Origin of the sequence: Streptomyces sp. DH-12, from assembly GCF_002899455.1 — a bacterium.
Taxonomy (GTDB): Bacteria; Actinomycetota; Actinomycetes; order Streptomycetales; family Streptomycetaceae; genus Streptomyces.
The window spans coordinates 457,358-480,875 of record NZ_PPFB01000001.1; the positions used below are offsets into that span (position 1 = coordinate 457,358).

The following is a 23,518-nucleotide window of genomic DNA, read 5'->3' on the forward strand; positions in this document are numbered from 1 at the left end:
GCTTCGGTGCGGCTCCCGGCCGCCCCGCACCGGTACGGGTCACACCCGGGGGCGGTCGGCCGCGGGGGCGGCGTCCGCCTGAGCGGGAAGCCGCACCTCGGCGTCCCGGGCCGGCAGCAGGCGTCCGAGCCGGCCCGGCAGCCACCAGTTGGCGCGCCCCATGAGCCGCATCAGGGCGGGCGCCAGCACCATGCGGACGACGGTGGCGTCGAGCACGACGGCGACCATCACCACGAAGCCGATCTGACGCAGGTCCTGGCGGTGGGTGCCGAGGAGACCGGTGAGGCTCACCACGAGCACGCCCGCGGCCAGGCTGATGGGCAACGCGGTGCGGCGCAGGCCGTGCAGGACGGCCGCGGCGTTGTCACCGTGGGTCCGGTAGTGCTCGGCGATGCGGTGGACGAGGAAGACCTCGTAGTCCATGGACAGGCCGAACACCAGGGTGAGCGCGATCAGCGGGAGCAGCGGGTTGACCGCGGGGTGGCCGAGTACGGGAGCGGCCAGGGCGAGCATCCCGAAGGCGGCGGCGACGCAGAGCAGGTTCATGGCGATCGCCTTGAGCGGCACGACGATCGACCGGAAGACCAGGAAGGTCAGCACGAAGGTGCCGCAGCAGATCACCATCAGCACCAGCCCCACCTGGTCGTTGACCTCGGCCGTCAGGTCGTGGACGGTCGCGGCCGGGCCGGCGATCCGCACGGGCTGCCCGGCGGGCAACAGGCGTGGCACCAGGTCCTCGCGCAAGTGCTGTTGGAGGTCCGCCGCCGCGGCGGTGTCCGGGGCCTGGCTCTCGCCGATCAGCAGCAGGGTCAGGTCGCGTCCGTCGTCGAGCGCGGTGGTGATGAACACCCGCGGGTCCTCGCGGAGTTCGGCGGTCAGGGGCTGGGTGTCGACCGGGCCGGCACCCGCCGGGTGGGGCAGGGCGACCAGCGTGAGACTCGCGATCCGGTCGTCCTCCATCCGGGCCAGTCCGTCGCCGAGCGTGGTGCCGGACAGGACCGCCCGGTCGAAGTGCAGCGCCGTGCGCAGCCCGAGCACCGGGGCCGTGGCCAGCAGCAGGAGCAGCACCGCGGCCGTGGCATAGCGTCCCGGGTACCGCAGCAGGTGACCGGTCCAGCGCTCCCAGGCAGTGGGACCGGGCTTCGGGCGGCGCCGTCCCGGCCGCTTCCAGGGCATCGGGCACCAGTTCAGGAGCCGGTCACAGGAGGCGAGCAGCGCCGGCATCAGGGTGAGCGCGGCGAGGGTCGCGGTCGACGCGGCCAGCACCGCGGCCAGCGCCAGGGCGCGCATGTAGGCGATGTCCGTCAGCAGCAGGCCGAGGGCGGTCGCGACGACGGCCGTGCCCGCCAGGGCGACCGTGGCACCGGCGGTGACGGTGGCCTGCTCGGCGGCCCGGCCCGGCGGCAGGCCTGCCGCCCGACGCCGACGGTGACGCAGTGTCAGCAGCAGCGCGTAGTCCAGACCGACCCCGAGCCCGACGGTGGCGACCACGGCCACCGCGGTCGCGTCCACGCCGTGGGACAGTCCGGTCAGCGTCAGGACGCCGAGACTGAGCACGATCGCGGTGCCGGCGAGCAGCAGGACCAGCGCGGCGGCCCCCAGGGAGCCGAGCCCCAGGGTCAGCAGCAGGGCCGCCGCGGGCACGGCGTACAGCTCGGCGGACCGCAGGTCCTCGGTGGTGGCGCGGGCCAGCTCGGACAGGACCGGGTCCAGGCCGACCAGGGCGACGGACACGGCGCCGTCCGAGCGGTCCCGGGCGGCCTCCTCGGCCCGTGCGTCCAGCTCCGGCAGCGTCCGGCGGGCGGTGTCCGTCGCACCGGTCACGCCGAGCATCACGTACGCGTGGCGGGCGTGCTGGTCCTCGGTGCGGGGGACCGGCAGGGCGGCCCCCACCCGCGGGTGTTCCGACATCGCGGAGGTGACGGCCCGAATGGTGCGGCGGTACGCCGGGTCGTCGGCCGGCAGGGTGCGGGAGGTGAACGCCAGCATCACCTGCCGTGTGCCGATGTCCGGGAACCGCTCGGCGATCAGCCTGGACGCGGCGGCCGAGGCGGACCGGTCGACCGTGATGTCCGGCGGCTGCAGCATCCGGGGCAGGGAGGGGAGTACGGCCAGACCGGCGACGGCCAGCATCAGCCATACGGTCATCACGGCGTATCGGTACCGCACCACCAGGGGTCCGATTCGGCGCACCCGCGCCTCCCTTCCGCGTAGGTGTCGGGGGCCTTTGACTACCACAGGCGAACGGGGACGTTCCGGGCGCTCGGACCGTTCCGCCCGCGGCGGGAGCCGCGATCGGCCGGGCGGCACAGGCCCTTCGGTCCGCCGGGGCGCTTCACGGGGGGCGACTCGAAAGGGTGACGCGGGGAGCGGGTGCGTTGACGGTTGGCCCGGGGCGGGCGCGGGAGCCCGCGGGCTCCTGTTCCGCGTCCGGGAGCACCAGTGGCCCCTGGGAATGCGCCGGCGGCGGCGTCTGCTGGGGGTCGGTGGCGAGGGGTCGCCCCGGAGGGCGAACACCTCCGGCAGGAGTCACGGTGCGCCGCGGCTCGGCTCCTGTCCGATGCGTGATTCGTGCGATGTCCTCCGCGGCACCCCGTCCGCGTCCGGCCCGGACGCCGGCGGCCGGGACCGGCCACCCGACCGTCCGCAAGGTCCGGGGCGACGGCGGCTGCCGCAAGCACTTCGCCGAGCACGCCGCCACCCTGGGCATCGACCTGGAAATCACCGCCCGCGCTCCCGGCACCGGAGACTTCACCTCGATCCCGAAACGCTGGGCGGTCGAGCGGACCTACGGCCGGCTGATGCTCCACCGCCGTCCGGCCCGCGACTACGAAGCCCTCCCCGCCCGCTCCGAAGCCATGCTCCACCCCGCCATGACCGACCTCATGGCCCGCCGCCTCACCGTCGAGAACACCATCTCCTGGCGTGACCCCGCAAAGGCACACCAACCGCAGACACCGGGATGGAACAACGGGAGAAAACGACCTCCTACAGCACGTGTTCACAGCCATCGCTGCGAACACCGAGCGCCTCAGCCGACGGCCGCCGACCGGAGGAGCACCTCCGTCCCGGCCGGCGACCGCCCTCCGGAACCACCTGGACCGTCACGGAATCACCCGGCCGAGGTCCTGGCGGTCCGCCGGAGACTGAGCAGACCGCCGGGATCCCCGACGGAGCCGGGCTCAGGGTTCCCGGGCGACCGGACAGCCGGGTTCGTGACCTACGAGGTGGATCCGATGTCCAGGACGGAGACGTGAGGCCGGGAGACGTCACCCCTCTCGCCTGCCCTGGATCTCCAGGAGCCGCGCGTCCAGGTGCGAGTGCATCTCTCCTGTCGACAGCAGGAGGTCGGTCCCCTCCGTGAGCACGTGGGACGACCTCCCGGATCCCCGCACGCACAGGGCCGCGCCCCTCTCCGTACGGGACACGATGTCCTGCCACAGTGACTGGGCGCGCTCGTCCGGAATCGGGATGAACCGCTTGGCCGTCCGCGCCTGCCGCTCCAGTGCCGAGCAGTTCCTCTTCACTGTGGGCACCTCTTCCGGGTAAGCGTTGATGATGTCGCCCAGGTCGGCGTCCTCCGGGGCCCCGTTCGCCATCGCCTGTCCGACCAGCGGCGTAAGATGCTTGGCGTATGCCTGGGCCCTCTCCTCGAATCCCAGCAGCAGCTCGTTCCCGCCCGCTTCCAGCCATGCCCGGGTGCGCAGTTCTGTGCCGTTGGAGGAGTCGATCGAGCTGATCTGCTCGCTGTCGTCGACGGCGTCCGCCAGGACGTACCCGCTCAGGACGCACGTCGTGAGTGCCATCGCGGCGAGGACGATCGGGGGGGCCTTACCGGAAGGAAGGCCTGCCGCACGGGGCGCAGGGACGATACGGCCGCGCACCCGGCGCCGAGGCGCGATGAGTACGCTCAGCACCTCTCGCCCGCACGCCGCCCAGGCGGCGACCGCCGCCACGACGAACACGCCGAAGGAGAGGACGGGCCGGCTCACCGAACCCAGCACGAGCCACGAGCCGCCCCAAATCGGTGTGCAGGTGTCGCCCCAGACGGCCAAGGGGGTCACGCACCCGTCGAGTGCCGCCAGCGCCCACACTCCTGCGAGGCCCCCGAGCAGCGCCCCGCCGCCGGCGACGAGGCCGTCGATCAATCCGGGGAAGGGCCGGACGGCGGCCGCTGTCGCCGCCACGAGGGCCGCAGGCACGACGAGGGCGGCGGTCAGCCAGCCGTAGAAGGTGGCCAGTCCGAGCTCGTCCCAGGAGGCCGGCGGCGGCTGCGCTCCGTGCACCACGATGTGGACCCACGCCGCCCAGAGGGTACCGGCCGCGCCGCCCACAGCCGCGAGCAGGAGCGGCCGCCGGGGGACGGAACCGCGCGGCCGGCCGCGGACGGACCGCCACAGCATCGCCGCCGCCGGCACGAGCCACAGCAGCGTGGCGCCCACGACGGCGACCGGGTCGTCCCGGACCCGGTCGGCCAGCGGCAGCCAGAAGACCAGTTCCGGAGGCAGCCGCACCCAACTGCCGTCCGCAGCGGGGACTTCCCACAGGAGCGGGATCACGGCCATCCGGCTGGACGCCAGGACCATGTGGCCCCATGTCCCCCAGTGGACGAGCCACGTTCCGAACGCCGTCACCACGGTGACCAGTGCGAGCACGAAGGCGGCCCGACGCCGCGGCAGGACCAACGCGGTCTGCGCGGTCCACACGCACAACGGAAGAGCGCCGGCCAGGAGCAACAGCAGCAGCCACGGCCGCTGCGGCAGCACCGAGTTCCCGATGTCGCGGCCGATGACCAACTCCCCCGCGATGAGCCCGGAGCCGAGCCACAGCCCCTCCTTGAAGCCCTTCGGCGGCGGCTGACCGTGACCCACGGCGTGCCTTACGGACCGCCAGATCATGATGACGACAAGGCCGACGGCGAGCGTGGTGACCGTCCATGCCACAACGGTCTGCCGGGGACCGGTGTAGAAGAACATCGGCATGCGGCTGGGAGCCGCCACGGCCAGGACACCGGTGGTGAAGAAGGGAACGGCGTTGGTGCGGAACAGGAGGGACGGCTCCGCCAGCGCCCGCAGCCGGTCACCGTCACTGGGATGGCTCCGCCAGATCCAGCCACGCCGGTGCCCGGGTGTGAGGGACGGTGCGACGTCCGCTCCCCAGCGCTCCGGAAGGGCGTCCGCGTGGAACTCGCGGGTGCGCAGGATGTCGGCACGCACGAGGTACACGATCGCCGCGATCACCCCGCTCAGGGCCACCGAGGGAATCGTGTAGGACAGGTTGGCACGCCAGTAGGCCAGGCTGTCGGAGAACGACCCGGTGCCCAGATACGGATGGAAGCCGACGACGGTCACGGGGAGCAGGACGGCGGCGAGAAAGGCGCGCCACAGCGCGATCGTGGCGTACGTCAGGCCCACGTCCCGGTTGACCACGTGGTTCAGCTCGTGCAGCACCACACCCCGGAACACCTCCGGCTGCGCCTGCCTGCGGCTCACCAGACCGGAGTTGAGACTGACGGTGCACCGTCCGAACCGTCCGAAGACGACGGCACTGCTGCGCACGTTGTAGGGGTCGAGCACGAACCGCACCCGGTGCCCGGCCAGGCCCGCCGTCCGGCGCAGTTCGCCCAGTTCCTCCTCCAGCGTCGCCGTCCCGGGGGAACGGAGGGGAGGGTCGTCGGGGACGTCGAGAGTGACGAGGCGGCGGCGGATCCGCTTCCAGGTCGGCAGAAGGGCGTAGATGGCCAGTGCCAGGGCGAGGACTGCGAGCACTCCGAGAAGCGTCCACGTCCGGTCCGGCGGCTCGACCGGGCCCATGCAGCGCCGGTAGGCCGCCGTCGCCGAGCCGTCGTCCGCGTCCGGCAGCAGCAGGCCGGAGGCGACCTTGCAGTAGGCGTCCTTCTTGACGGCGGCCTGTGACCAGTGGGTGGCGAGGTTGTCGAGCCAGAAGAGGCCGGTGATGACGATCAGCGTGACCAGCAGCGCGAAGCGGAGCGTGGTGCTGACCGGCAGACGGCCCCGGACCGCCTCGGCCGTCGGCTCACGACTGACCGTCACCGACGAGGTCATCCGGGTCCCCGCTCTCCTCTCGAGTACCGGACTCCACCTCGGCCGGCGTTCCGAGCGCGAGCCGTCCCGCGACCCGCTCGGCCAGCCGCTGAGCCTGCTCGGGGGAGAGACCGGCCTCGGTGACCTGCTCGCTCACCACCTGTGCCACGGCGTTGAGCTGCTCCTGGGTCAGCGCGGGAAGCTCTGGCTGCGGATCAGGACGCCGGAACAACCGGCGCAGCCGGCCCCGGAGCCGGTCGGACAGCGTCTGGACCGCCTGACCTGTCACGCTGCGCACTCCTTCGTCGACCGCCAGCCACAGCACGGCCGTCAGGACGCCGACGATCTCTCCGGTGCCGAAGCCGAGCGGTTCGCCGCGGGTACGACGGCGTCTGAGTCCGCGCAGGACCCGGCGGTCGTCGGGTTCCTCGGTCAGGGCCTTGAGAATGAGCAGCTCGTCCGCGGTGACGTACTCCTCGCCCACCGCGAACTCCACGCCGTCTCGGACAACTTCACGGATCCTCACAGCGAGCCGCCTCCATAGCTGCCCTTGTACAGGAGATCCACTTGTCCCCCGGTCCACTTGATCACGAGCAGTTCCTTGCCGTATTTCTTGGGGGAACCGTAGTTCTCGAGAGACTCGGGGATTTCGCCCACCACATCCACGAGCCCTTTGTACTCGGGCATTTTCAGGTCTCCGGCTCCGGACGGGGCGGTCTCCGTCAGCTCTCCGGTGTCGAGGCAGCTGAGCTTCACCGTGGTCGGCAAGGACATGGAGGCGAGCTCCCCGCTGCAGAGCACCATGCTGTCCCGCGTCACATCTCTCGCCACAGGTTCACCGAACGTGCTGACGCTGCCGTCCTTCTTTACGTCGAAGATGAACACATCGGTGTCGGAGAGGAAGAACGGGGTCCAGGAACCGACTGCCGAGTATTTCCTGGTGGGCGTCGGGGACGGCGACACGGACGCGGTCCTGGTCCTGTCCGACTCCTTCGGGGCCGGGTCCGACGTGCCATGGTCCGCCGAACATCCCGCACACAGGGCCGTCCCGACGGCGACGGCGAGAACTCGTCCCAAACGGCTGACCATGCCGTCCCCTAGATGTTCCCGGGGAAGAGGTAGTCCGTCTTCCCGTTGACCCAGTCGATGATCAGCACCTCGTCCCCGTAATCCTCAGTGATCGACGGCGGTTGTCCCAGGTGGAGCATGCCGGCGTGCCGCCTCATGTGGACGTACCGACCGTCCTCGTCCGTCTCTGCGTTCGCGCAGGTCAGGGTCATCTTCACTGGTGTGGACTTGAGATGGGCCGTCCCGCCGCAGATGCGGAACGCTTCCATCGAGTCCCTGACGGCAAGCGGCTCGCCGACTGTGCTGGCCGCCCCGTCCTTCTCGATCTCCAGCGAGTAGTAGTTCTCGCTGGCGGATCCCGGCGAGATTTCCCAGGTCCCCACCAACTTGGCGGTGTTCAGCGGTCGCTGACTCCGGGAGGGTGATGAGGGAACCGGCTTTTCGGGTGACTCGGTGGCCGGCGCTGTGGATTCACCGGCCGACGAGGCCCGAGCGGTGGCGGCGCCTGCCGGTTCGTCGGTCTTGAACGAATGGCCCGGGCTGCACGCCACGAGAGCAAGGCAGCAACTCACGGCAATGACCGCGCTTTCGAAAACATGTCCCCTACGCCGATCCGTGATCCGGCGCCTTTCGATACGCATGGCTTCGTCGGACACCTCCCCCGTCGCACAAAGCCTGCCGCCCCGTGGACGGCACGACTTCCGAAAGTGTTCCACGCTCGCCTTCACCGCCACAACACGAATGGGCCGATCTCCGGGCCGAACGTGCATGCTGACGCTGGCCATGGACCAGGCTCGTACTTCGCTCACGTCATGGAGAAGGACGACGGGCAACCGGCGCTTCGCGTCTTCGCCGAGGACCGCGTGGCCGTCGAAGTCGAACAGCGGGCGTGGAGGAGCAGAAAGAGGACCGCAATCACGAGGTCTTTCCCTGTTCCTGGACGTCCGAGAAGTACCGAGGGTTTCAACGTTGACGCTTCAGGGTGAGGACGGCAGCGGCGATGACGGTCGTGCGGTCGGGGCCGCAGCTAGGATCTCCGCGGAAGACGCGCCGAGTTCCGGCGTCGCGACGCCTCTCTCGGCCGGTGCTCACGCCGCCGGCAGGGCCCGGTTGGTCGTCGGTCGCGGTCTGCCCCGGGTGACGGCCGAGGTGGACGAGCGCGGGTGGACGACGGACGGCCCGTCGCCCTCGCCTGCCTCCCGGGGGACCGCGCCGGCCGGAGGTGCTCCGGCGGCGGACGGCGCCGGCGCGGTGCCGGGGCCCGGCCGCTCACGGGAAGCGGCGGCGGGAGCCGGTCAGGGACGCAGTTCCAGGGTGATGTGCGGGGACAGGGCTCGGAGGAAGTCGGGCGCGTCGAAGACCTCCCCCGCGGAGACGACGCCGAACGCCTCGGTCCGTCCGGTGAGGACGCGGTCGACCGCTTCCGCCACGAGGGGTGCGGTGACGGCGTAGATGTCCCGGCCGCGGGCCACGGCGCGCCGTTCGGCGCCGCCCGAGCGCACGACGACGTCGACGAGGAAGGTCTGGTCGGAGCGGCCGCGTTCGTCGACCGCGGCCGGCGTGGGGGTGTCCGGGTCCGCGATGTCCCGGGCCGCCTCGACCGTCATGTAGGTGCGCACCTCGGGGACCGGAAGGTGGCTGGGGATGGTCACGACGTCGGCCATCGTGAATTCCCCGATGACGGACCGGGGGCCCATCGGGTCGGGGAAGGACCACTCCAGGGTCGGCGGGGCGTCGTGACGGTACTCCAGCCGTCCGCCGGTGTAGCGGACGCGGCGGCCGTCCCGCCGCTGCCGGGAGACCGCGCCCGCGGCACGCGTCCCGGCGGTGGGGTGCCAGCTGTTCAGCCCGTACGCGACGTGCGCCTCGTCGGCCGCCGTCCAGTCGCCCATCGCCGCGGTGACCAGCAGGTCGCCGAATCCGCCGAAGAAGGCCATCGCCGGGACGATCACCGCTCCCGCCTCCCGCGCCCGGTCGGCGAAGTGCGCGAAGGTGTCGACGTTGGCCTCGATCTCGGCCGCCACGTCCAGGTACGGGATCCCGGCGCGCAGGGCGGCCTCGATCACGGGGGCGGCCGTCACGGCGAAGGGCCCGGCACAGTTGATCACAGCCGCCGCGCCGGCCAGCGCGTGGTCGAGCGAGACCGGGTCGTCGACCGACGCCGGGCGGGCGTCCAGCCCGGTCTCGTACGCGAGCGCCTTCAGCTTGTCCGCGTCGCGGCCGGAGAGCACCGGCAGGAGCCCGCGCTCCCTCAGCTCCGCCACCACGAACCGCCCGGTGTGCCCGTACGCGCCGAACACCGCCACCGTCCGGTCTGATCCCATGGGTCCTCCCCCGCACTCGAATGATCCGCTGCGATCTGTCACGTACATCCTGACGAGGGTCGTCATCCGAGTACGACTGTCCGGAACGCCATGCCTCATACAATTCCGGACATGGCTACTGTCGCGCTGGCCGTCACCGACGGCATGCTGCACTTCGAACTGGCTCTGGCGTGCGAGGTCTTCGGAGCCGAACCGGCCGGCGTGCCGAATCCCCGGTACCGCCTCTCGGTCTGCGGCCCGGGCGCCGTGCGGGCCGGCCGCTTCCGGCTGGAGCCCGACCACGGACTCGACCGCCTCCCGGGCGCCGACACCGTGATCGTCCCGGGCTGGGCCGACATCGACCAGGACCCGCCGGACGAGCTGATCGACGCGGTGCGCGCGGCCCACGAGGCGGGCGCACGCGTGGCCTCCCTCTGCACGGGCGCCTTCGTGCTGGCCGCCGCCGGTCTGCTGGACGGCAGGCGTGCGACCACGCACTGGGCGCACACCCGTGAGCTGGCCGAGCGCCACCCCCGGGTGACGGTGGACCCGGACGTGCTCTACGTGGACAACGGCAGCGTGCTCACCTCCGCCGGCAAGGCCGCCGCCATGGACCTGTGCCTGCACCTGGTCCGTCTCGACCACGGCTCGTCGGTCGCCAACACGCTCGCCCGCCGTCTGGTCGTGCCGCCGCACCGGGACGGCGGCCAGGCCCAGTTCGTCACCACCCCGGTCCCCGCCCCGGGCAACCACCCGCTCGCCGAGCTCCTCCCCTGGGCGGTCCAGCGACTGGACCGCCCGCTCACCGTGGAGGACCTGGCCCGCCAGGCGCGGATGAGCTCGCGCAACCTGGGCCGCCACTTCAGAGCGGTGACCGGCACCACTCCGCTGCAGTGGCTGCTCACCCAACGGATCCGTCGCGCCCAGGAGTTGCTGGAGACCACCGACGACACCGTCGACACCATCGCGGCGGCCACCGGCATGGGCACCGCCACGACGCTGCGCCGACACTTCAACCGGACGGTCGGGGTGCCGCCGGACGCCTACCGCCGCACCTTCCGCTCGCGGACCCGCACCGGCTCCGACGGCGGTGCGGTGCCCGGCGGCGCGGCCGGGCACGCAGGGCTTCGGCGGTCCCGTTGAGCAAGCCGCCCTGGGCAGGGGGCGGGCTCGGGCGGCCGTGCGCCAGCTGTGCGTGGTGTGGAGCGGGGGCAGCCTCTCGGGGACGGCGCGGTCGCGGACGAGAAGGGTTCTCGTACTGCAACCGCAGTCGCTGGGCGGCTGGGCTGGATGCGCCGCGTGCCCGGATCGGCGGTAGGGAGACGAAGGGGTCGATCGTCATGAAGACACGCCGCCCGAGACGTAGCAGGGGCCGGAGAGGAGCCACCTTCCTCGGCCTTCTCACCGCTCCAGCTGGAATCGGTTGTGCGGCGGCCGGCGCCGCTTCGCCCGGACCGACTACCGCGACCTGCTGACCGCTGCCCACCCGCAACTCGGCGCTCCTCTCGTACTCGTCCGGGACAACCTCGACGTGCACCCGGGCGCCCGGCTGCGGGCCTTCATCAGCACCCATGACCGGATCACGCCCACCAGCCACCGCATCACGCACCCGACCTGAACCCGGTCGAAGGCATCTGGTCACTGGTCCGACGCGCCGGCCTGCCACGGCATCGCCAACTCCTCAGCCGCTGTCACGCACCACCTCGCGAGGAGCCCGCCTTCCGCCGCCGCGCTTCGTCACAGGTTCGTCGAGGCGGTTCAGCCGGAGGCCTCGCGCGTGGCCCGACAGAGCGCGGGCAGCGCCCGCGAAGGTGCTCGGACGCCCGGCAGCGTCCGTTCACCGAAGCCGTCCGTCAGTCCCTGCCGATGACGACCACTTCGTCCTCGGCCGTCCAGCGGCGCCGCTCGTGTTTGGGGGGATTGATGCGCACGCCGTAACCGGGACCCGTCGACGATTCGTCGTGGCTCCGGTAGCCGATGGCGCAGTCGCCGCGATGACGCGCCGCGGCCACCACCGTGGCGAACGACATCTCACGCCCGGGCAGTACGTAGTCGGTGGCCGGCCGCAGGCGGACCCCGGCGCCGTCCGCGGAGAACAGTTCCTCGAACACCGCTGCCAGATGCCGGTTCTGGGAGATCTGGGCCATGAGCAGACCGATGAGCTTGCCACTGATGATCACGTCGGCTCCGGGACCGACGGGGGCCAGTGTCCGGTTCCGGTCGTCGATCAGTTCGGTGACGACCGGCAGTTCGCGCCCGGTGGCTTCCTCCAGTTGGCGCAGCAGCAGGAGGGTGACGAGCGTGCGGTTGTCGGGGTCGTCCGGCGACTGTCCGGGGACGGGGTCCCGGCCGAGCACGATCACGCTGTCGTAGGAGTGGACGTCCAGGCGTCGCAGGGTCTCAGGACGGGTGACGTCCCCGTGGTGCAGTGTCAGGCCCAGACCGGTACCGCTGTTCGCGTCGGCCTCGTTCACCTGCCGGGCTGTCGCTTCACCCTGCTCCGCCACCACGTCGACGACCGATCCGGACCGCGCGCGGCGTCGCAGCTGGTCGATTATGAGCGGTGCTCGGCGATTCCATCCCAGCAGAAGCACCCGCTCCGCTCGCGTGGGCGCCGGAGGACCGGAAGCCATCACCGTCTCCTCGACCAGCTCCGCACAGTCACCCAGCCAGGCCGTGTCGTCGTCACGGGAGATGACGACGAGCAGGTCGTCCGGAGCGATGGGCGTCTTCGGCGGCGGACTGAGCAGGGGTGCGCCTCCTCGTACCATCCCGACGACGCTCGACGTCGGGTAGGACAGCAGGGCGTCGCCGAACGGGCGGCCGGCCAGGGCCGGCTCGGTGATCAGGTAGAACTCGTCGCCGGCGAAGTCGAGGAGTTCCTGGTGCACCAGGGAGAGTCCGGGGCGGCGGGCGGCCTGGACGATCAGCCGGGCGGTGACGGTGTCACTCTCCAGGACGACGCCGTCCGGTCCTGCGGCGAGACAGGCGGCCAGGCGGTACCGGTCGTCCCGGACGGCGGCGACGACGGGCGGGCGGTTCCTCTGCCCGGCCAGGGCCGCCCTGAGCGCCAGCAGTGTCTTGACCACCTCGGCATCGGCGTCGGGCCCGTCGTGCGGCAGGATCAGCACGACACCGGCCGTGGCCGGGCTCACCAGGGGGAGCACGGCCGGATCGGTGGTGGGACCGCTGCGGCAGATCAGCCGCGTGCGTCCGGCAGAGCCCACCTTCGTGCTCAGAGCCTCCTCCATGAGGGTCTTGTCCCGGTCGGCCAGCACCGCCACCGCGGCACGCCGCTGGTTGGCGTTGGCGGCCACCAGCTCGCTCACCACCGTGAAGACCTGCTCCGACCACCCCAGGACCACGGCGTGCCCCTGTTCGAGCACGGTGGAGCGGCCCCGCCGCAACGCGGTGAGCCGCTCCGTGAGCGCCGTCGTGATCAGACCGACGAGCGTCGAGACGTACAGCAGAGTGACCAGGGCGAGCAGCACCGACATCACCACCCGCAGCGGCGTGCCCGTCGCGCCGCCCAGCCGTAGCGCCTCTCCGGTGAGGCGCCATACCTCCGCCAGCCGGTCCGTCAGGGACGCCGGCGCGTCAGGGTCGGTCCACACCAGCACCGCACTGGCCGGAACGACGACGGCCAGGCACAGCAGCGCCATCCAGCCGACGAGAGCGGCGGCGCCGCGGGTCAGCGTGCTGTCGAACCAGTAACGGGCCCTGCCACCGAACGGAGTGCGCCGCTGCCCCACCCTTCCCCCTCCCCCTCCTCACACTCTCGCAAGGCCACGTCGGTGCCGCGTACGCGATGCGCCGCGCGGGCCCGCCGGAGAGCACGGATGTGGATCCGCACGTCGCAGTGTGGGGGACCGATCACCGCGGCGAACGGACTTCGCGCAGCGTTCATCCCATCGGGTCTCCCGGGCCGTCCACGGCGGCAGACCCGTGGTGACGTCAAGGTTCGCCACCGCTTAGCTCCTTCGGGTCACCACCGGAGCGAAGGACGGGCGCCCGGTCGCGGCCACCGGTACAAAGACCGCCATGACTGAAGATCACGCGGTGGTGCGCTCGAACGGCGGTTTCTCCCGGAGAAGCTTCGCGGCGGCGGCCGGCACTGCCACGGTGGCCACAGCCCTGACCGGCGGTGCCGCCGCGGCTCTGCCCGCTCCGGCCGCCCCGGCCGCTCCGGCCGCTCCGGGCGACAACCGCGACACCGACTTCGACCGGTGTCTGGCCGTCGCTCGCGCACTGCTCGTCCTGGACTCCGACGACCGCCCCCTCGTCCCGCGCTACCAGAGCGTCCTCCGGAAGGGGCTACCGGTTCAGCGACGAGCACGGCCCAAGAACGTCCTGGTCATCGGTGCCGGCCCGGCCGGGCTGGTGGCCGCCTGGCTGTTGAAGAGGGCAGGCCACCGGGTGACGGTGCTGGAGGCCAACGGCAACCGGGCGGGCGGACGCATCAAGACCTTCCGGAGCGGTGGCCACGAACGCGCCGAGCAGCCCTTCGCCGATCCCCGCCAGTACGCCGAAGCGGGCGCGATGCGCATCCCGGGCAGCCATCCCCTGGTGATGGAGCTGATCGACCGGTTCGACCTGAAGAAGCGGCGTTTCCACTACGTCGACGTCGACGGCGAGGGGCGTCCTGCCAACCGTACCTGGATCCATGTCAACGGTATCCGCGTGCGGCGTGCCGACTACGCCCGCGCGCCCCGGCGCGTGAACCGGTCGTTCGGCGTCCCCCGGGCCCGCTGGGACACCCCCGCCGCCGTCATCCTGCGCTCCGCACTGGACCCGGTGCGCGACGAGTTCAGTCACGTCGGCCGCGACGGCAAGCGGGTCGACAAGCCGCTCCCGGAGCGGCTGCGGGGCTGGGCCCGGGTGGTGCAGCGTTTCGGTGACTGGTCGATGTTCCGCTTCCTCACCGAGCACGCCGGACTCGACGAACGGACCATCGACCTGATCGGCACGCTGGAGAACCTCACCTCCCGCCTCCCGCTGTCCTTCATCCACAGCTTCATCGGCTCCTCCCTCATCAGTCCCGACACACCCTTCTACGAGCTGGAGGGCGGCACGGCCGTACTGCCGGACGCCCTGCTGGAACGCGTGCGCAAGGACGTGCGGTTCGACCGCCGGGTCACGCGCATCCAGTACCACCATCCCGACCGCCCCTCGCCGGACGTCGAGCACGTCCGGAGCGAGGGTCCGCACGTGTGGGTCGACACCGTGTCGGAGGGCCGCGGCGGTCCCGTCGTACGCGAGCAGTTCACCGCGGACGTCGCCGTGGTCACGGTGCCGTTCTCCGGACTGCGCCACGTACAGATCGCCCCGCCCCTGTCGTACGGCAAGCGCCGGGCGGTCTGCGAACTGCACTACGACAGCGCGACCAAGGTGCTGCTCGAGTTCAGCCGCCGCTGGTGGGAGTTCGACGAGGCGGATTGGAAACGGGAGCTTCGCACCGTCGACCCGGGTCTGTACGACGCCTACCGCACCGGTCGCACCGCCGCGGACGGCAGTCTGCTCGGCGCCCACCCCTCCGTGCCCGCCGGGCACATCACGGCGGGTCAGCGCACTCACTACGCCGCCAACCGCTCGATCGCGCGCGACCAGCCGGAGGCGGTCGACGTCGTAGGCGGCGGCTCGGTGTCGGACAACGCCAACCGCTTCATGTTCCACCCGTCCCATCCGGTTCCGGACAGCGCGGGGGGTGTGGTCCTGGCGTCCTACAGCTGGGCGGACGACGCTCTGCGCTGGGACTCCCTGGACGACGACGCACGGTACCCGCACGCTCTGTGCGGTCTCCAGCAGGTCTACGGCCAGCGCATCGAGGTCTTCTACACCGGCGCGGGCCGCACACAGAGCTGGCTGCGCGATCCCTACGCCTACGGGGAGGCGTCCGTGCTCCTGCCCGGGCAGCACACGGAGCTGCTGCCCGCCATCCCCGTGCGCGAAGGGCCGTTGCACTTCGCCGGGGACCACACGTCCGTCAAACCGGCGTGGATCGAGGGAGCCGTGGAGTCCGCCGTGCGTACCGCATGGGAGATCCACACCGCATGAACCGCGCGGTCCGCCCGGCCGGGATCCCTCGCGTCAGGACACCGGCTGCGCGGACGCCTTCCCGGCTGCCGTGACCAGACCTCTCACGGTCTGCGCGGGCTCGGTGCACCGCACCTCCGGCGGTCGGCCGGTGCCCGCGCAGGGCGGGCTGGACGGGCCGGGCTCCGGCCGGATGGGCGGTGTGGCGGGAGGAAATGCCCACCGTGCAAGGCAGGCCGCGTTCCTCCAGCCCGTGGCGGAAGGCGGCGGCATCACCGTAGCCGGCGTCCGCGACCACCAGCGGCACGTCGACGCCCCGACTGACGGGCCCCGTCCGACGGCGGGCGGTTCGGGCGTGGCGGCATCACCTGCGGCTCAGCACCGGTGACATGGGCTGCCGGCACGCACGACGTTCGCACACTGTTTTGGTCTAGACCAAGTGGGGTACGCTTCCGTCGCCACCCACGGTCGTCCTCGCGACCATGGAGCTGTCACTTGTCATGATCATGCCTGCCTTGCCCTCGGGCGGGCGGGCACGCCCCCCACACAGGAGTCGTCATGAAGAGCAAGAAGATGCTGGCCGCCGCCATCGGCGCGGGGATCGCCCCGCTCCTGGCGGTCAGCCTGCCGGCCGGCAGCGCGAGCGCGCACGGCTACATTTCCTCGCCCCCCAGCCGACAGGCCCAGTGCGCCGCCGGTCTGGTCCCCTGCGGCCCCGTCAAGTACGAGCCGCAGAGCGTCGAGGGCCCCAAGGGCCTGATGAGCTGCAGCGGAGGGAACGCCGCCTTCGCCGAGCTCGACAACGACAGCAAGGGCTGGAAGGCCACCCCGGTCAGCCGGACGACCAGCTTCAACTGGCGGCTGACGGCCCGGCACGCCACCAGCACCTGGCAGTACTACGCGGGCGGCCGGAAGATCGCGGAATTCAACGACGGCGGCGCCCGGCCGGGCGAGACCGTCACCCACCAGGTGAACTTCGGCAGCCTGACCGGCAAGCAGAAGGTGCTGGCCGTGTGGAACATCGCCGACACCCCCAACGCCTTCTACGCCTGCGTGGACGTGAACGTGAGCTGACGCGGTGCCGCGCCACCCGGCCCTGCCGGGGCCGGGTGGCGCTCCGGGCACCGGCGTCTCCTCCCCCGGCCGTCCGGCGGCCGGAAGCCTTCAGGTGACCGCGTGCGAGCAGGTACGGAAGGGTGGCTACGGCGGTGGACAGAGGTGGCGAGCGAAGCCCGATCCCCCCTCGGGGACTCCTCCCGGAGGGAACCGGGGACGGCGGACGCGCCACCCGGGCAGCCCGGTCCCTGGCCGGGCGGGTCCAGCGGAGCGGCCCGAGGCTCCTCAGAATCTGTGTGGGCGCGGTGTTTCTCTGGTTCGGCGTCCTCAAGTTCTTCCCCGCGGCGAGCCCTGCCGAGGGGGTCGCCGTCCGGGCCGCGACGAAGCTCACCCTCGGCCTGATGCCGCCGGACGCGGTGCTGTGGGTGCTGGCGGTGGCCGAGACGGCCATCGGCCTCGGTCTTGTCACGGGAGTGCTGCTCCGCGTGGCCCTGGTGGGGTTCTTCGCCCACATGACCGGCGTCTTCTCCGCGCTCCTGCTGCTTTCCGGGGAGATGTGGCAGGGGGACGCGCCGGTTCCCACCCTGGAAGGCCAGTACATCATCAAGAACGTCGTCCTGGTCGCGGCCTGTCTCGTGGTGGCGGCCGACGAATGGGGCGGGGCGACGCCGCCATGAGGACGCCCGGGACACCGGAGCGCGCCGGACGCGGCGTGCCGGCTCGTCCCGACCACCCCGCGAGCCGGCTCCCGTTCGGGGGACACGGCCCCGAGGACGCTGCCGCCATGACCACTCGCCAGGCCCCCGGAAACCACCCCCGCCATCAGGCCGGCCTCCCGGTCGCCCCGTCGAGACGAGGTCCCATGAACCGACACGGAACCACCGCCCGCGCGCTCGCCGTGACCCTGCTCGCCCTCGGCCTCGCCGCCGTCCCGGCAGCCGCCGCCCCCGCCGCCACCGGGGCGAAGGCCCGCGTCGGCGCCGACTGGGCGACCCAGTCGATCGTCTTCACCGCCGCCGCGGGACAGGCCAACGACCTCCACGTGATCCCCATGGATCTCGGTGCCGGGGTCCGCCGGATCGGCTTCCGCGACGCGGTCCCGCTCGAACCCGGCGACCACTGTGCACACCTCGAACCCGGCTACGAGACCTTCGTCGTCTGCGAACTCCCCACCGGCAGGTCCCGGCCGGACAGGATCGACGTCTTCCTCGGCGACCGCGACGACACGGTCGTCACCAGTGACCCCGGGGTCGCCACCGTCCGCGGCGGCCCCGGCGACGACACATTGCACGCGCACACCGCGCACACGGTGCGGGGCGACGCGGGGGACGACATGGTCATGGGGCGCGCGGTCCTGGACGGCGGCGACGGCATGGACCACCTGATGGGCGACGACAGCGGCCAGCGGCTGTGGGGCGGCGGGGGCGACGACATGATCGAGGCGTACGGCGGTGCGGACATCCTGTATGCCGGCCCGGGCGGCGACCACGCCATGGGCGGAGACGGCCGCGACGTCGTCCTCGGCGGCCCCGGCGACGACACACTGTACGGGGAGGGCGGCGACGACCTGGTCAGCGGCGGCCCCGGAAGGGACACCGTCGAAGGCGGCCCGGGCCGCGACGTCGTCCTCCGGTAGGTGTCCACCCGAAGCCGGAGGTCCCGCGCCAAGCCGTACAACAGGCACGAAGAGCACGATCTGCAGCCGTGGAGTGATGAACCAGCCATTTTCGGCCCTCTCCCAGGGAGGCAGGCGGCGAGGGGCGGAGAGGGGGCAGACGGGTAGACATGGATGGCACACGATTCCGGCAGGACGAGCAGAACTCACAGGAGACCCGCGCCCAGGGGACCATGCGGATCTGGCAGTGGGCCAGATGGGCGGCACTCCTCCTCGCGATCGGCTGGGCGGTCAGCTGGGTCGGCAGCCTCGTCCGAGGCGAACAGGGGTGGGATCTGTGGTGGCCCCTGGTGAGTACCGTCATCTGGACGGGGGTGACCGTGAACGGCTTCGTGACCTATCGCCGCACGAGGTCGACGACGCTGCCTGCCCTCACGGGCCGGCCGTCCGCCTGACCGCCCCGGCACCGTCCGCGGCCGGTCCGCTCCTTCGTCACGGCCGTGGAGTCCGGCCGCATCCGTCCAGGGCGCTCCCCCGGACGCGGTTCGCCTGGGCCCGGTGACTGGTCGCGTGCACCGGGTACCGCAACCAGGTGCTCCCCCTCAGCGTCTCCTGGGGATCGGGCGACCCGGAGGGCCACCGGGGACGTCGGGCCGCCGCCCTCGGCCGAAGCCGTGCCGACGGCCACCGATTCTGGTCTGTACCAACCTCTTGCCCTCGCCCTCGTCACGCCGCAAGCTCCCCTCATGGAGCTGGAGTTGCGGCATCTGAAGACGATCAGGGCGATCGCGGACGCGGGCAGTCTCACCAGGGCCGCGACCGATCTGGGCGTGGCACAGCCCGCGTTGAGCGCACAGCTCAAGCGGATCGAACGGGCCCTGGGCGGAACGCTGTTCGAGCGCGGGCGGCACGGGGTACGGGTCACGGCGCTCGGTGAACTCGTCCTGGAACGCGCCCGTGTCGTGCTGCCCGCGGTGACCGAACTGCAGCAGGAGGCGGCACGGTTCGCCCGCACCCCGCGTGCGACCGCCTGCTTCCGGCTGGGCGGTACCCACGGTCCGCTGCTGGGCGCGTTGGTGGACCGGCTGGCCGATGCGGTACCCGATGCCCGGGTCACCACCTGCACCTCCTGGTCCGAGCGCGAACTGGCCGGGTGGCTGGCCGAGGGGCGGCTGGATTTCGCGCTCGCCGGGACCTGCGGTTCCGCTTCTCCGCCCGGCGCCGAGGACCTGGTGTGGCGGGAGGTCGCGGTCGACCCGGTGTTCGTGATGCTCGCGGCCGGTCACCCGCTCGCCCGCCGCGCGGAGTTGGATCTGGCGGAGCTGGCCGGTGAGGAGTGGGCCTGCGTACCCGGCGACGGCTGCTTCGGCGACTGCTTCACCGCTGCCTGCGCCCGCTCCGGGTTCACGCCCCGGCGGATGTACGAGACGGACACCGCAGCCCTGGTGCACCTCGTCCGGGTGGGCCGGGCGGTCGGGATGTGCCGGGCCACCTTCCCCGACACACCGGGAGTGATCACCCGGCCGCTCGTGGGGACTCCCCTGACCTGGCGACACCTGCTGGGCTGGCACGCGGTGGCTCAGCGGGACAGTACCGCCGCGACCGTGCTGGCCCGGGCCCGGATGGCGCACGCCGGGGTGGCGGTGGGCAACGACAGCTACACCACCTGGTTGTCGGCCCACCGCGCCCCGGCGCCCCCGGCCCTTCCATAACACCGGGCAGAGGGCCGGCCGATGTCTTACGGGGACCTGCCGGCCCTTCCTACGGTTTCGGCACCTTCCCGTCCGGACCGAGGAGATGCCCCATGTCCTCCATGCTCCAACGACACATCCGGGCCCGGGCCAGAACCCGAGCCGGTGCCGTGGGCGCCGCGCTGGCGGCGACGGCCGCGCTGCTCGTGGCCGGGCTCAGCGGCTCCGCGAGCGCGGGCACGACCCCCGGCGGCGCATCCGGCGGCGCCCCGCCGGCCGCCGACGCCCTCCGCACCGACGCCGCCCCGCCCGCCCTGCTGAAGTCCATGGAACGCGACCTCGGCCTCGACCGGCAGCAGGCGGAGCGTCGGCTGGCGAACGAGGCCGAGGCCGGAGCCACCGCGGGCCGTCTGCGCGCCGCGCTCGGCTCCGACTTCGCGGGCGCCTGGGTGGCCGGCGCCGAGTCCGGCACCCTGAGGGTGGCGACGACGGACGCACGAGACGTACCGGTCATCGAGGCGCGGGGCGCCGAGGCCACCGTCGTACGCCACTCCCTCACCGAGCTGGACGCCGCCAAGGCCCGTCTGGACCGGGCGGCGGCCGGCCGCGACACCACCGACGCGCCCGTCCGGTACGTCGACATCCGCACCAACCAGGTCGTCGTGCAGGCCGCACGCCCGTCCGCGGCCCGCGCCCTGCTGTCGGCGGCCGGGATCGGCACGTCCCTCGCCCGCGTCGAGAAGTCGGCCGAGCAGCCCCGCCCGTTCCACGACCTGCGCGGCGGCGAGGCGTACTACATCAACGACAGCGGCCGCTGCTCGATCGGCTTCCCCGTCACCAAGGGCGCCCAGACCGGCTACGCCACCGCCGGACACTGCGGCCGGACCGGAAACAGCACCAGCGGCCACAACCGGGTCGCCCAGGGCACCTTCCAGGGCTCGACCTTCCCGGGCCGCGACATGGCCTGGGTCGCCACCAACTCCAACTGGACGGCCACCCCGTACGTGAAGGGCGCGGGCGGCCAGAACGTCCAGGTCACCGGCTCCACCCAGGCCCCGGTCGGCTCCTCCGTCTGCCGCTCCGGCTCCACCACGGGCTGGCACTGCGGAGTCATCCAGCAGCTGAACACCAGCGTGACCTATCCCGAGGGCACCATCAGCGGCGTCACCCGCACCTCGGTCTGTGCCGAGCCCGGCGACTCCGGCGGCTCGTACATCTCCGGCAGCCAGGCGCAGGGCGTCACCTCGGGCGGCTCGGGCGACTGCAGCAGTGGTGGCACGACGTACTTCCAGCCGGTCAACCCGCTCCTCCAGAACTACGGCCTCACCTTGAAGACGGCCGGCGGCAACGAGGAACCGCCCGGGGAGGAACCGGGCGGCACCTGGGCGATCGGCAGCGTCTACCAGGCGGGCGACACGGTCACCTACGGCGGCGCCACCTACCGCTGCCTCCAGGGCCACCAGGCCCGGACGGGCTGGGAGCCCCCGAACGTCCCGGCGCTGTGGCAGCGCGTGTGATCCACGACTGACCCGCCCGGCGGGGCGGGGAGGGGGCGAACCGGCCCCGGGCGTGCCCTGACGGCGGCCCGGGGCCGGACGGCCGTTCATCCTGTGACCGTGGACCGGCGCAGCGGGTCTCTGCGTGACGTCGTGGCTCACCGGGACGGCGCCCCCCGCGCGTGGACGTTTCCTTTCCTCCGGTCCTCCGCCGTGCCCGTTGTGGCTGGAAGAGGTGTCCTCAGGGGGTGCGGGGCGGCCGCCGCCGCCTCCGCCGATGACCACGCCGATCAGTGCGGCGATCACGCCGACGAGGGCGAGACGGCTGCTCAGGCGCAGCAGGAGGGGTGCGGCGACGGGAAGCCGGGGCAGCCGGATCACGTCTCAGGGCCGGCCCAGGGTCCCCCGAGCGAGCTACCTGTTCCGTCCTCCCTGGGGTGACGCACGCCACCGGTGGCCTCTTGTTGACTCGGATCGTCAACACGACGGCCGGACAAGGCCGCCCAGCCCAGTAGCCAAGGACAACACCATGACCACGACACGCAGTTCCGCGCAGCACGGTTTCCCCGGAAGCCGCCGAATCGCCGCAGCTCTGCTGGTTTCCACGCTGGCAGGAACCGCACTGACCGCGTGTGACGCCGACGCCAAGGGCTCGCAACCGGCCAAGGCCTCGGGCAAGAGCGTCGGCGAGACCGCGGGCGACGCCAGGATCACCTGGGGCGGGTGCCCGGCCCCGGCCGAGGGACGGACCCGTGACCCCCGCATGGCCTGTGGAACGTTGGAGGTGCCACTCGACTACCGGAACCCGAGCGGCATGAAGATCGACGTGGCGGTCTCCCGGCTGTCCACCGCACAGCCCGGGAAGCGACACGGCGTTCTGCTGCTGAACCCCGGCGGACCGGCCCTGGGCGGTCTCGACATGCCCGAAACCCTGGCGTCCGCACTGCCGAAGTCCGTGCTGGACCGCTACGACCTGATCGGTTTCGACCCGCGCGGCGTCGCACACAGCACCCCACAGAGTTGCGGTCTGCAGGACCCCAGCGTGTCCGGGCTCTTCCCCTATCCTGCCGCGGACGGCTCGATCACCGAGAACGTGGCCCTCGCCAAAGCCGACGCCCAGCAGTGCGCCGACACGGTGGGCAAGAACCTGCGGTACTACAACACCGCCAACACCGCCCGCGACATGGACCGCATCCGCCAGGCGCTCGGTGAGAAGAAGATCTCCTACTGGGGCCAGTCCTACGGCACCTACCTCGGCACCGTCTACCGCTCCCTCTTCCAGGACCGCACCGACCGGATGATCCTGGAAGGCAACGTCGACCCCACCAAGGTATGGGCCGACCAGGTGGCGGGCACCTGGGGCAAGGGCATGGCCGACCGGTTCCCCGATGCCGCCCGCGTCGCCGCGGCGCAGGCCGGCACCCTCGAACTGGGCACGGACGTCGCGCAGGTGACCCGCACCTACCTCGCCCTCGCCGACCGGCTCGACCGTACGCCCGCAGCGATTCCCGGCGCATCGGTGTCACTGGACGGGGCGCTGCTGCGGAACACGACCTACGCCCTGCTTCTGCAGAACAACACCCTTCCCCTGCTCGCCAAGTTCTGGAAGGCCGCCGACAACCTGGCCCACGGCAACACCACGGCCGCCGACACCGCCGTTCTCAAGGAGGTGTTCGCCGGCACGCCGACGTCCCCGGGCATCCCCGCGGACAACCAGGCCACCATGTTCATGGCTCTCACCTGCGGCGACGCCGAATGGCCGCACGACGTCGACGGCTATGCCGCCCGCACCGCCGCCGACCGCGAGAAGTGGCCGCTCACCGCGGGCATGCCCGCCAACATCTGGGCATGCGCCTACTGGGACAAGCCGGCTGAGGCGACTGCCGAGGTCGTGAAGGGCGGCCCGCGCAACACCCTGATCCTGCAGAACCGCCGGGACAACGCCACCCCGTGGGAGAGCGGCGTCGGGCTGCACAAGTCCCTCGGCGACGGTTCCGCCTTCGTCGGTGTCGACAACGGCGGGCACCACGTCTACGGCGAAGGCTCCGCCTGCGCCGACGAGGCCACCGTCGGCTTCCTGACCACCGGCCGCCTGCCGGACAAGGACGTCTACTGCACCGACGTCACCCAGAAGTGACCCGCCGGAACGCGGTGCTTCCCCGTCCGGCCGGGACGGTGAGACGTCCGGTGCAACTCCCGGTCGTGGAAGGCG

Annotated in this window: 16 protein-coding genes and 3 pseudogenes; 11 read left to right on the top strand and 8 right to left on the bottom strand. The window is 72.1% G+C overall.

Going from position 1 to position 23,518, the window contains the following annotated elements; genetic code table 11:
* Positions 1-39 precede the first annotated feature (39 nt).
* Entirely contained in the window at positions 40-2,193 is a 2,154-nt protein-coding gene (locus C1708_RS01200; protein WP_133169040.1) for an MMPL family transporter, read from the bottom strand.
* 440 nt (positions 2,194-2,633) lie between these two features.
* Here C1708_RS01200 and C1708_RS34740 point away from each other — a divergent pair.
* Positions 2,634-2,939, top strand: a pseudogene (locus C1708_RS34740) (IS5 family transposase); the annotation flags it as partial.
* Positions 2,940-3,269: 330 nt separating this feature from the next.
* On the opposite strand, the gene C1708_RS01210 reads toward C1708_RS34740, so the two are convergent.
* The 5 genes from C1708_RS01210 to C1708_RS01230 all read right to left on the bottom strand — a co-directional run bounded on the left by C1708_RS01210 (position 3,270) and on the right by C1708_RS01230 (position 9,436).
* Positions 3,270-6,065 carry a M48 family metalloprotease gene (locus C1708_RS01210; protein WP_106410871.1) on the bottom strand — a complete coding sequence of 932 codons (2,796 nt, stop codon included), beginning with the start codon at positions 6,063-6,065 and terminating at the stop codon, positions 3,270-3,272.
* Entirely contained in the window at positions 6,037-6,570 is a 534-nt protein-coding gene (locus C1708_RS01215) for a hypothetical protein (protein WP_157951217.1), read from the bottom strand. The genes C1708_RS01210 and C1708_RS01215 overlap by 29 nt, the downstream gene beginning before the upstream one ends.
* Complete coding sequence (locus C1708_RS01220) at positions 6,567-7,007, bottom strand: hypothetical protein (RefSeq protein ID WP_133169041.1); 441 nt, start codon at positions 7,005-7,007, stop codon at positions 6,567-6,569. The genes C1708_RS01215 and C1708_RS01220 overlap by 4 nt, the downstream gene beginning before the upstream one ends.
* Before the next feature lie 134 nt (positions 7,008-7,141).
* Complete coding sequence (locus C1708_RS01225; protein ID WP_106410874.1) at positions 7,142-7,495, bottom strand: hypothetical protein; 354 nt, start codon at positions 7,493-7,495, stop codon at positions 7,142-7,144.
* A gap of 912 nt (positions 7,496-8,407) precedes the next feature.
* The gene (locus C1708_RS01230; protein WP_106410875.1) at positions 8,408-9,436 is read right to left on the bottom strand and encodes a saccharopine dehydrogenase family protein; all 1,029 of its coding nucleotides are present in this window, start codon (positions 9,434-9,436) and stop codon (positions 8,408-8,410) included.
* Positions 9,437-9,547: 111 nt separating this feature from the next.
* Here C1708_RS01230 and C1708_RS01235 point away from each other — a divergent pair, with 111 nt between their 5' ends.
* Together C1708_RS01235 and C1708_RS01240 are read left to right on the top strand one after the other, a co-directional pair.
* Entirely contained in the window at positions 9,548-10,558 is a 1,011-nt protein-coding gene (locus C1708_RS01235; protein WP_106410876.1) for a helix-turn-helix domain-containing protein, read from the top strand.
* Between the two features lie 232 nt (positions 10,559-10,790).
* A pseudogene (locus tag C1708_RS01240) lies at positions 10,791-11,074 on the top strand (transposase); the annotation flags it as partial.
* 194 nt (positions 11,075-11,268) lie between these two features.
* Here the strand turns inward: C1708_RS01240 and C1708_RS01245 are convergent.
* Positions 11,269-13,167 carry a CASTOR/POLLUX-related putative ion channel gene (locus tag C1708_RS01245; protein ID WP_106410877.1) on the bottom strand — a complete coding sequence of 633 codons (1,899 nt, stop codon included), beginning with the start codon at positions 13,165-13,167 and terminating at the stop codon, positions 11,269-11,271.
* A gap of 289 nt (positions 13,168-13,456) precedes the next feature.
* Between C1708_RS01245 and lgoX the strand changes: the two genes are divergently transcribed.
* Positions 13,457-15,469, top strand: coding sequence for an L-glutamate oxidase LgoX (lgoX, locus tag C1708_RS01250; protein WP_106410878.1), 2,013 nt, complete (start codon positions 13,457-13,459; stop codon positions 15,467-15,469).
* A gap of 36 nt (positions 15,470-15,505) precedes the next feature.
* On the opposite strand, the pseudogene C1708_RS33690 reads toward lgoX, so the two are convergent.
* Positions 15,506-15,770 (bottom strand): annotated as a pseudogene (locus C1708_RS33690) (transposase); the annotation flags it as partial.
* 236 nt (positions 15,771-16,006) lie between these two features.
* Between C1708_RS33690 and C1708_RS01260 the strand changes: the two are divergent.
* From C1708_RS01260 to C1708_RS01295, 7 genes are all read left to right on the top strand, one after another.
* The gene (locus C1708_RS01260) at positions 16,007-16,522 is read left to right on the top strand and encodes a lytic polysaccharide monooxygenase auxiliary activity family 9 protein (RefSeq protein ID WP_106410879.1); all 516 of its coding nucleotides are present in this window, start codon (positions 16,007-16,009) and stop codon (positions 16,520-16,522) included.
* A gap of 134 nt (positions 16,523-16,656) precedes the next feature.
* Positions 16,657-17,181 carry a DoxX family protein gene (locus C1708_RS01265; RefSeq protein WP_502696045.1) on the top strand — a complete coding sequence of 175 codons (525 nt, stop codon included), beginning with the start codon at positions 16,657-16,659 and terminating at the stop codon, positions 17,179-17,181.
* A gap of 185 nt (positions 17,182-17,366) precedes the next feature.
* A complete protein-coding gene (locus tag C1708_RS01270; protein WP_106410881.1) occupies positions 17,367-18,140 on the top strand; it encodes a calcium-binding protein in 774 nt (257 codons plus the stop codon).
* Between the two features lie 149 nt (positions 18,141-18,289).
* Positions 18,290-18,574: a hypothetical protein gene (locus C1708_RS01275; protein ID WP_106410882.1), complete on the top strand. Its 285-nt coding sequence runs from the start codon at positions 18,290-18,292 to the stop codon at positions 18,572-18,574.
* Between the two features lie 291 nt (positions 18,575-18,865).
* Complete coding sequence (locus C1708_RS01280) at positions 18,866-19,831, top strand: LysR family transcriptional regulator (protein ID WP_106410883.1); 966 nt, start codon at positions 18,866-18,868, stop codon at positions 19,829-19,831.
* Between the two features lie 101 nt (positions 19,832-19,932).
* A complete protein-coding gene (locus C1708_RS01285) occupies positions 19,933-21,327 on the top strand; it encodes a carbohydrate-binding protein (RefSeq protein WP_106416091.1) in 1,395 nt (464 codons plus the stop codon).
* Positions 21,328-21,835: 508 nt separating this feature from the next.
* Positions 21,836-23,443 carry an alpha/beta hydrolase gene (locus C1708_RS01295; protein ID WP_106410885.1) on the top strand — a complete coding sequence of 536 codons (1,608 nt, stop codon included), beginning with the start codon at positions 21,836-21,838 and terminating at the stop codon, positions 23,441-23,443.
* Positions 23,444-23,518 lie beyond the last annotated feature (75 nt).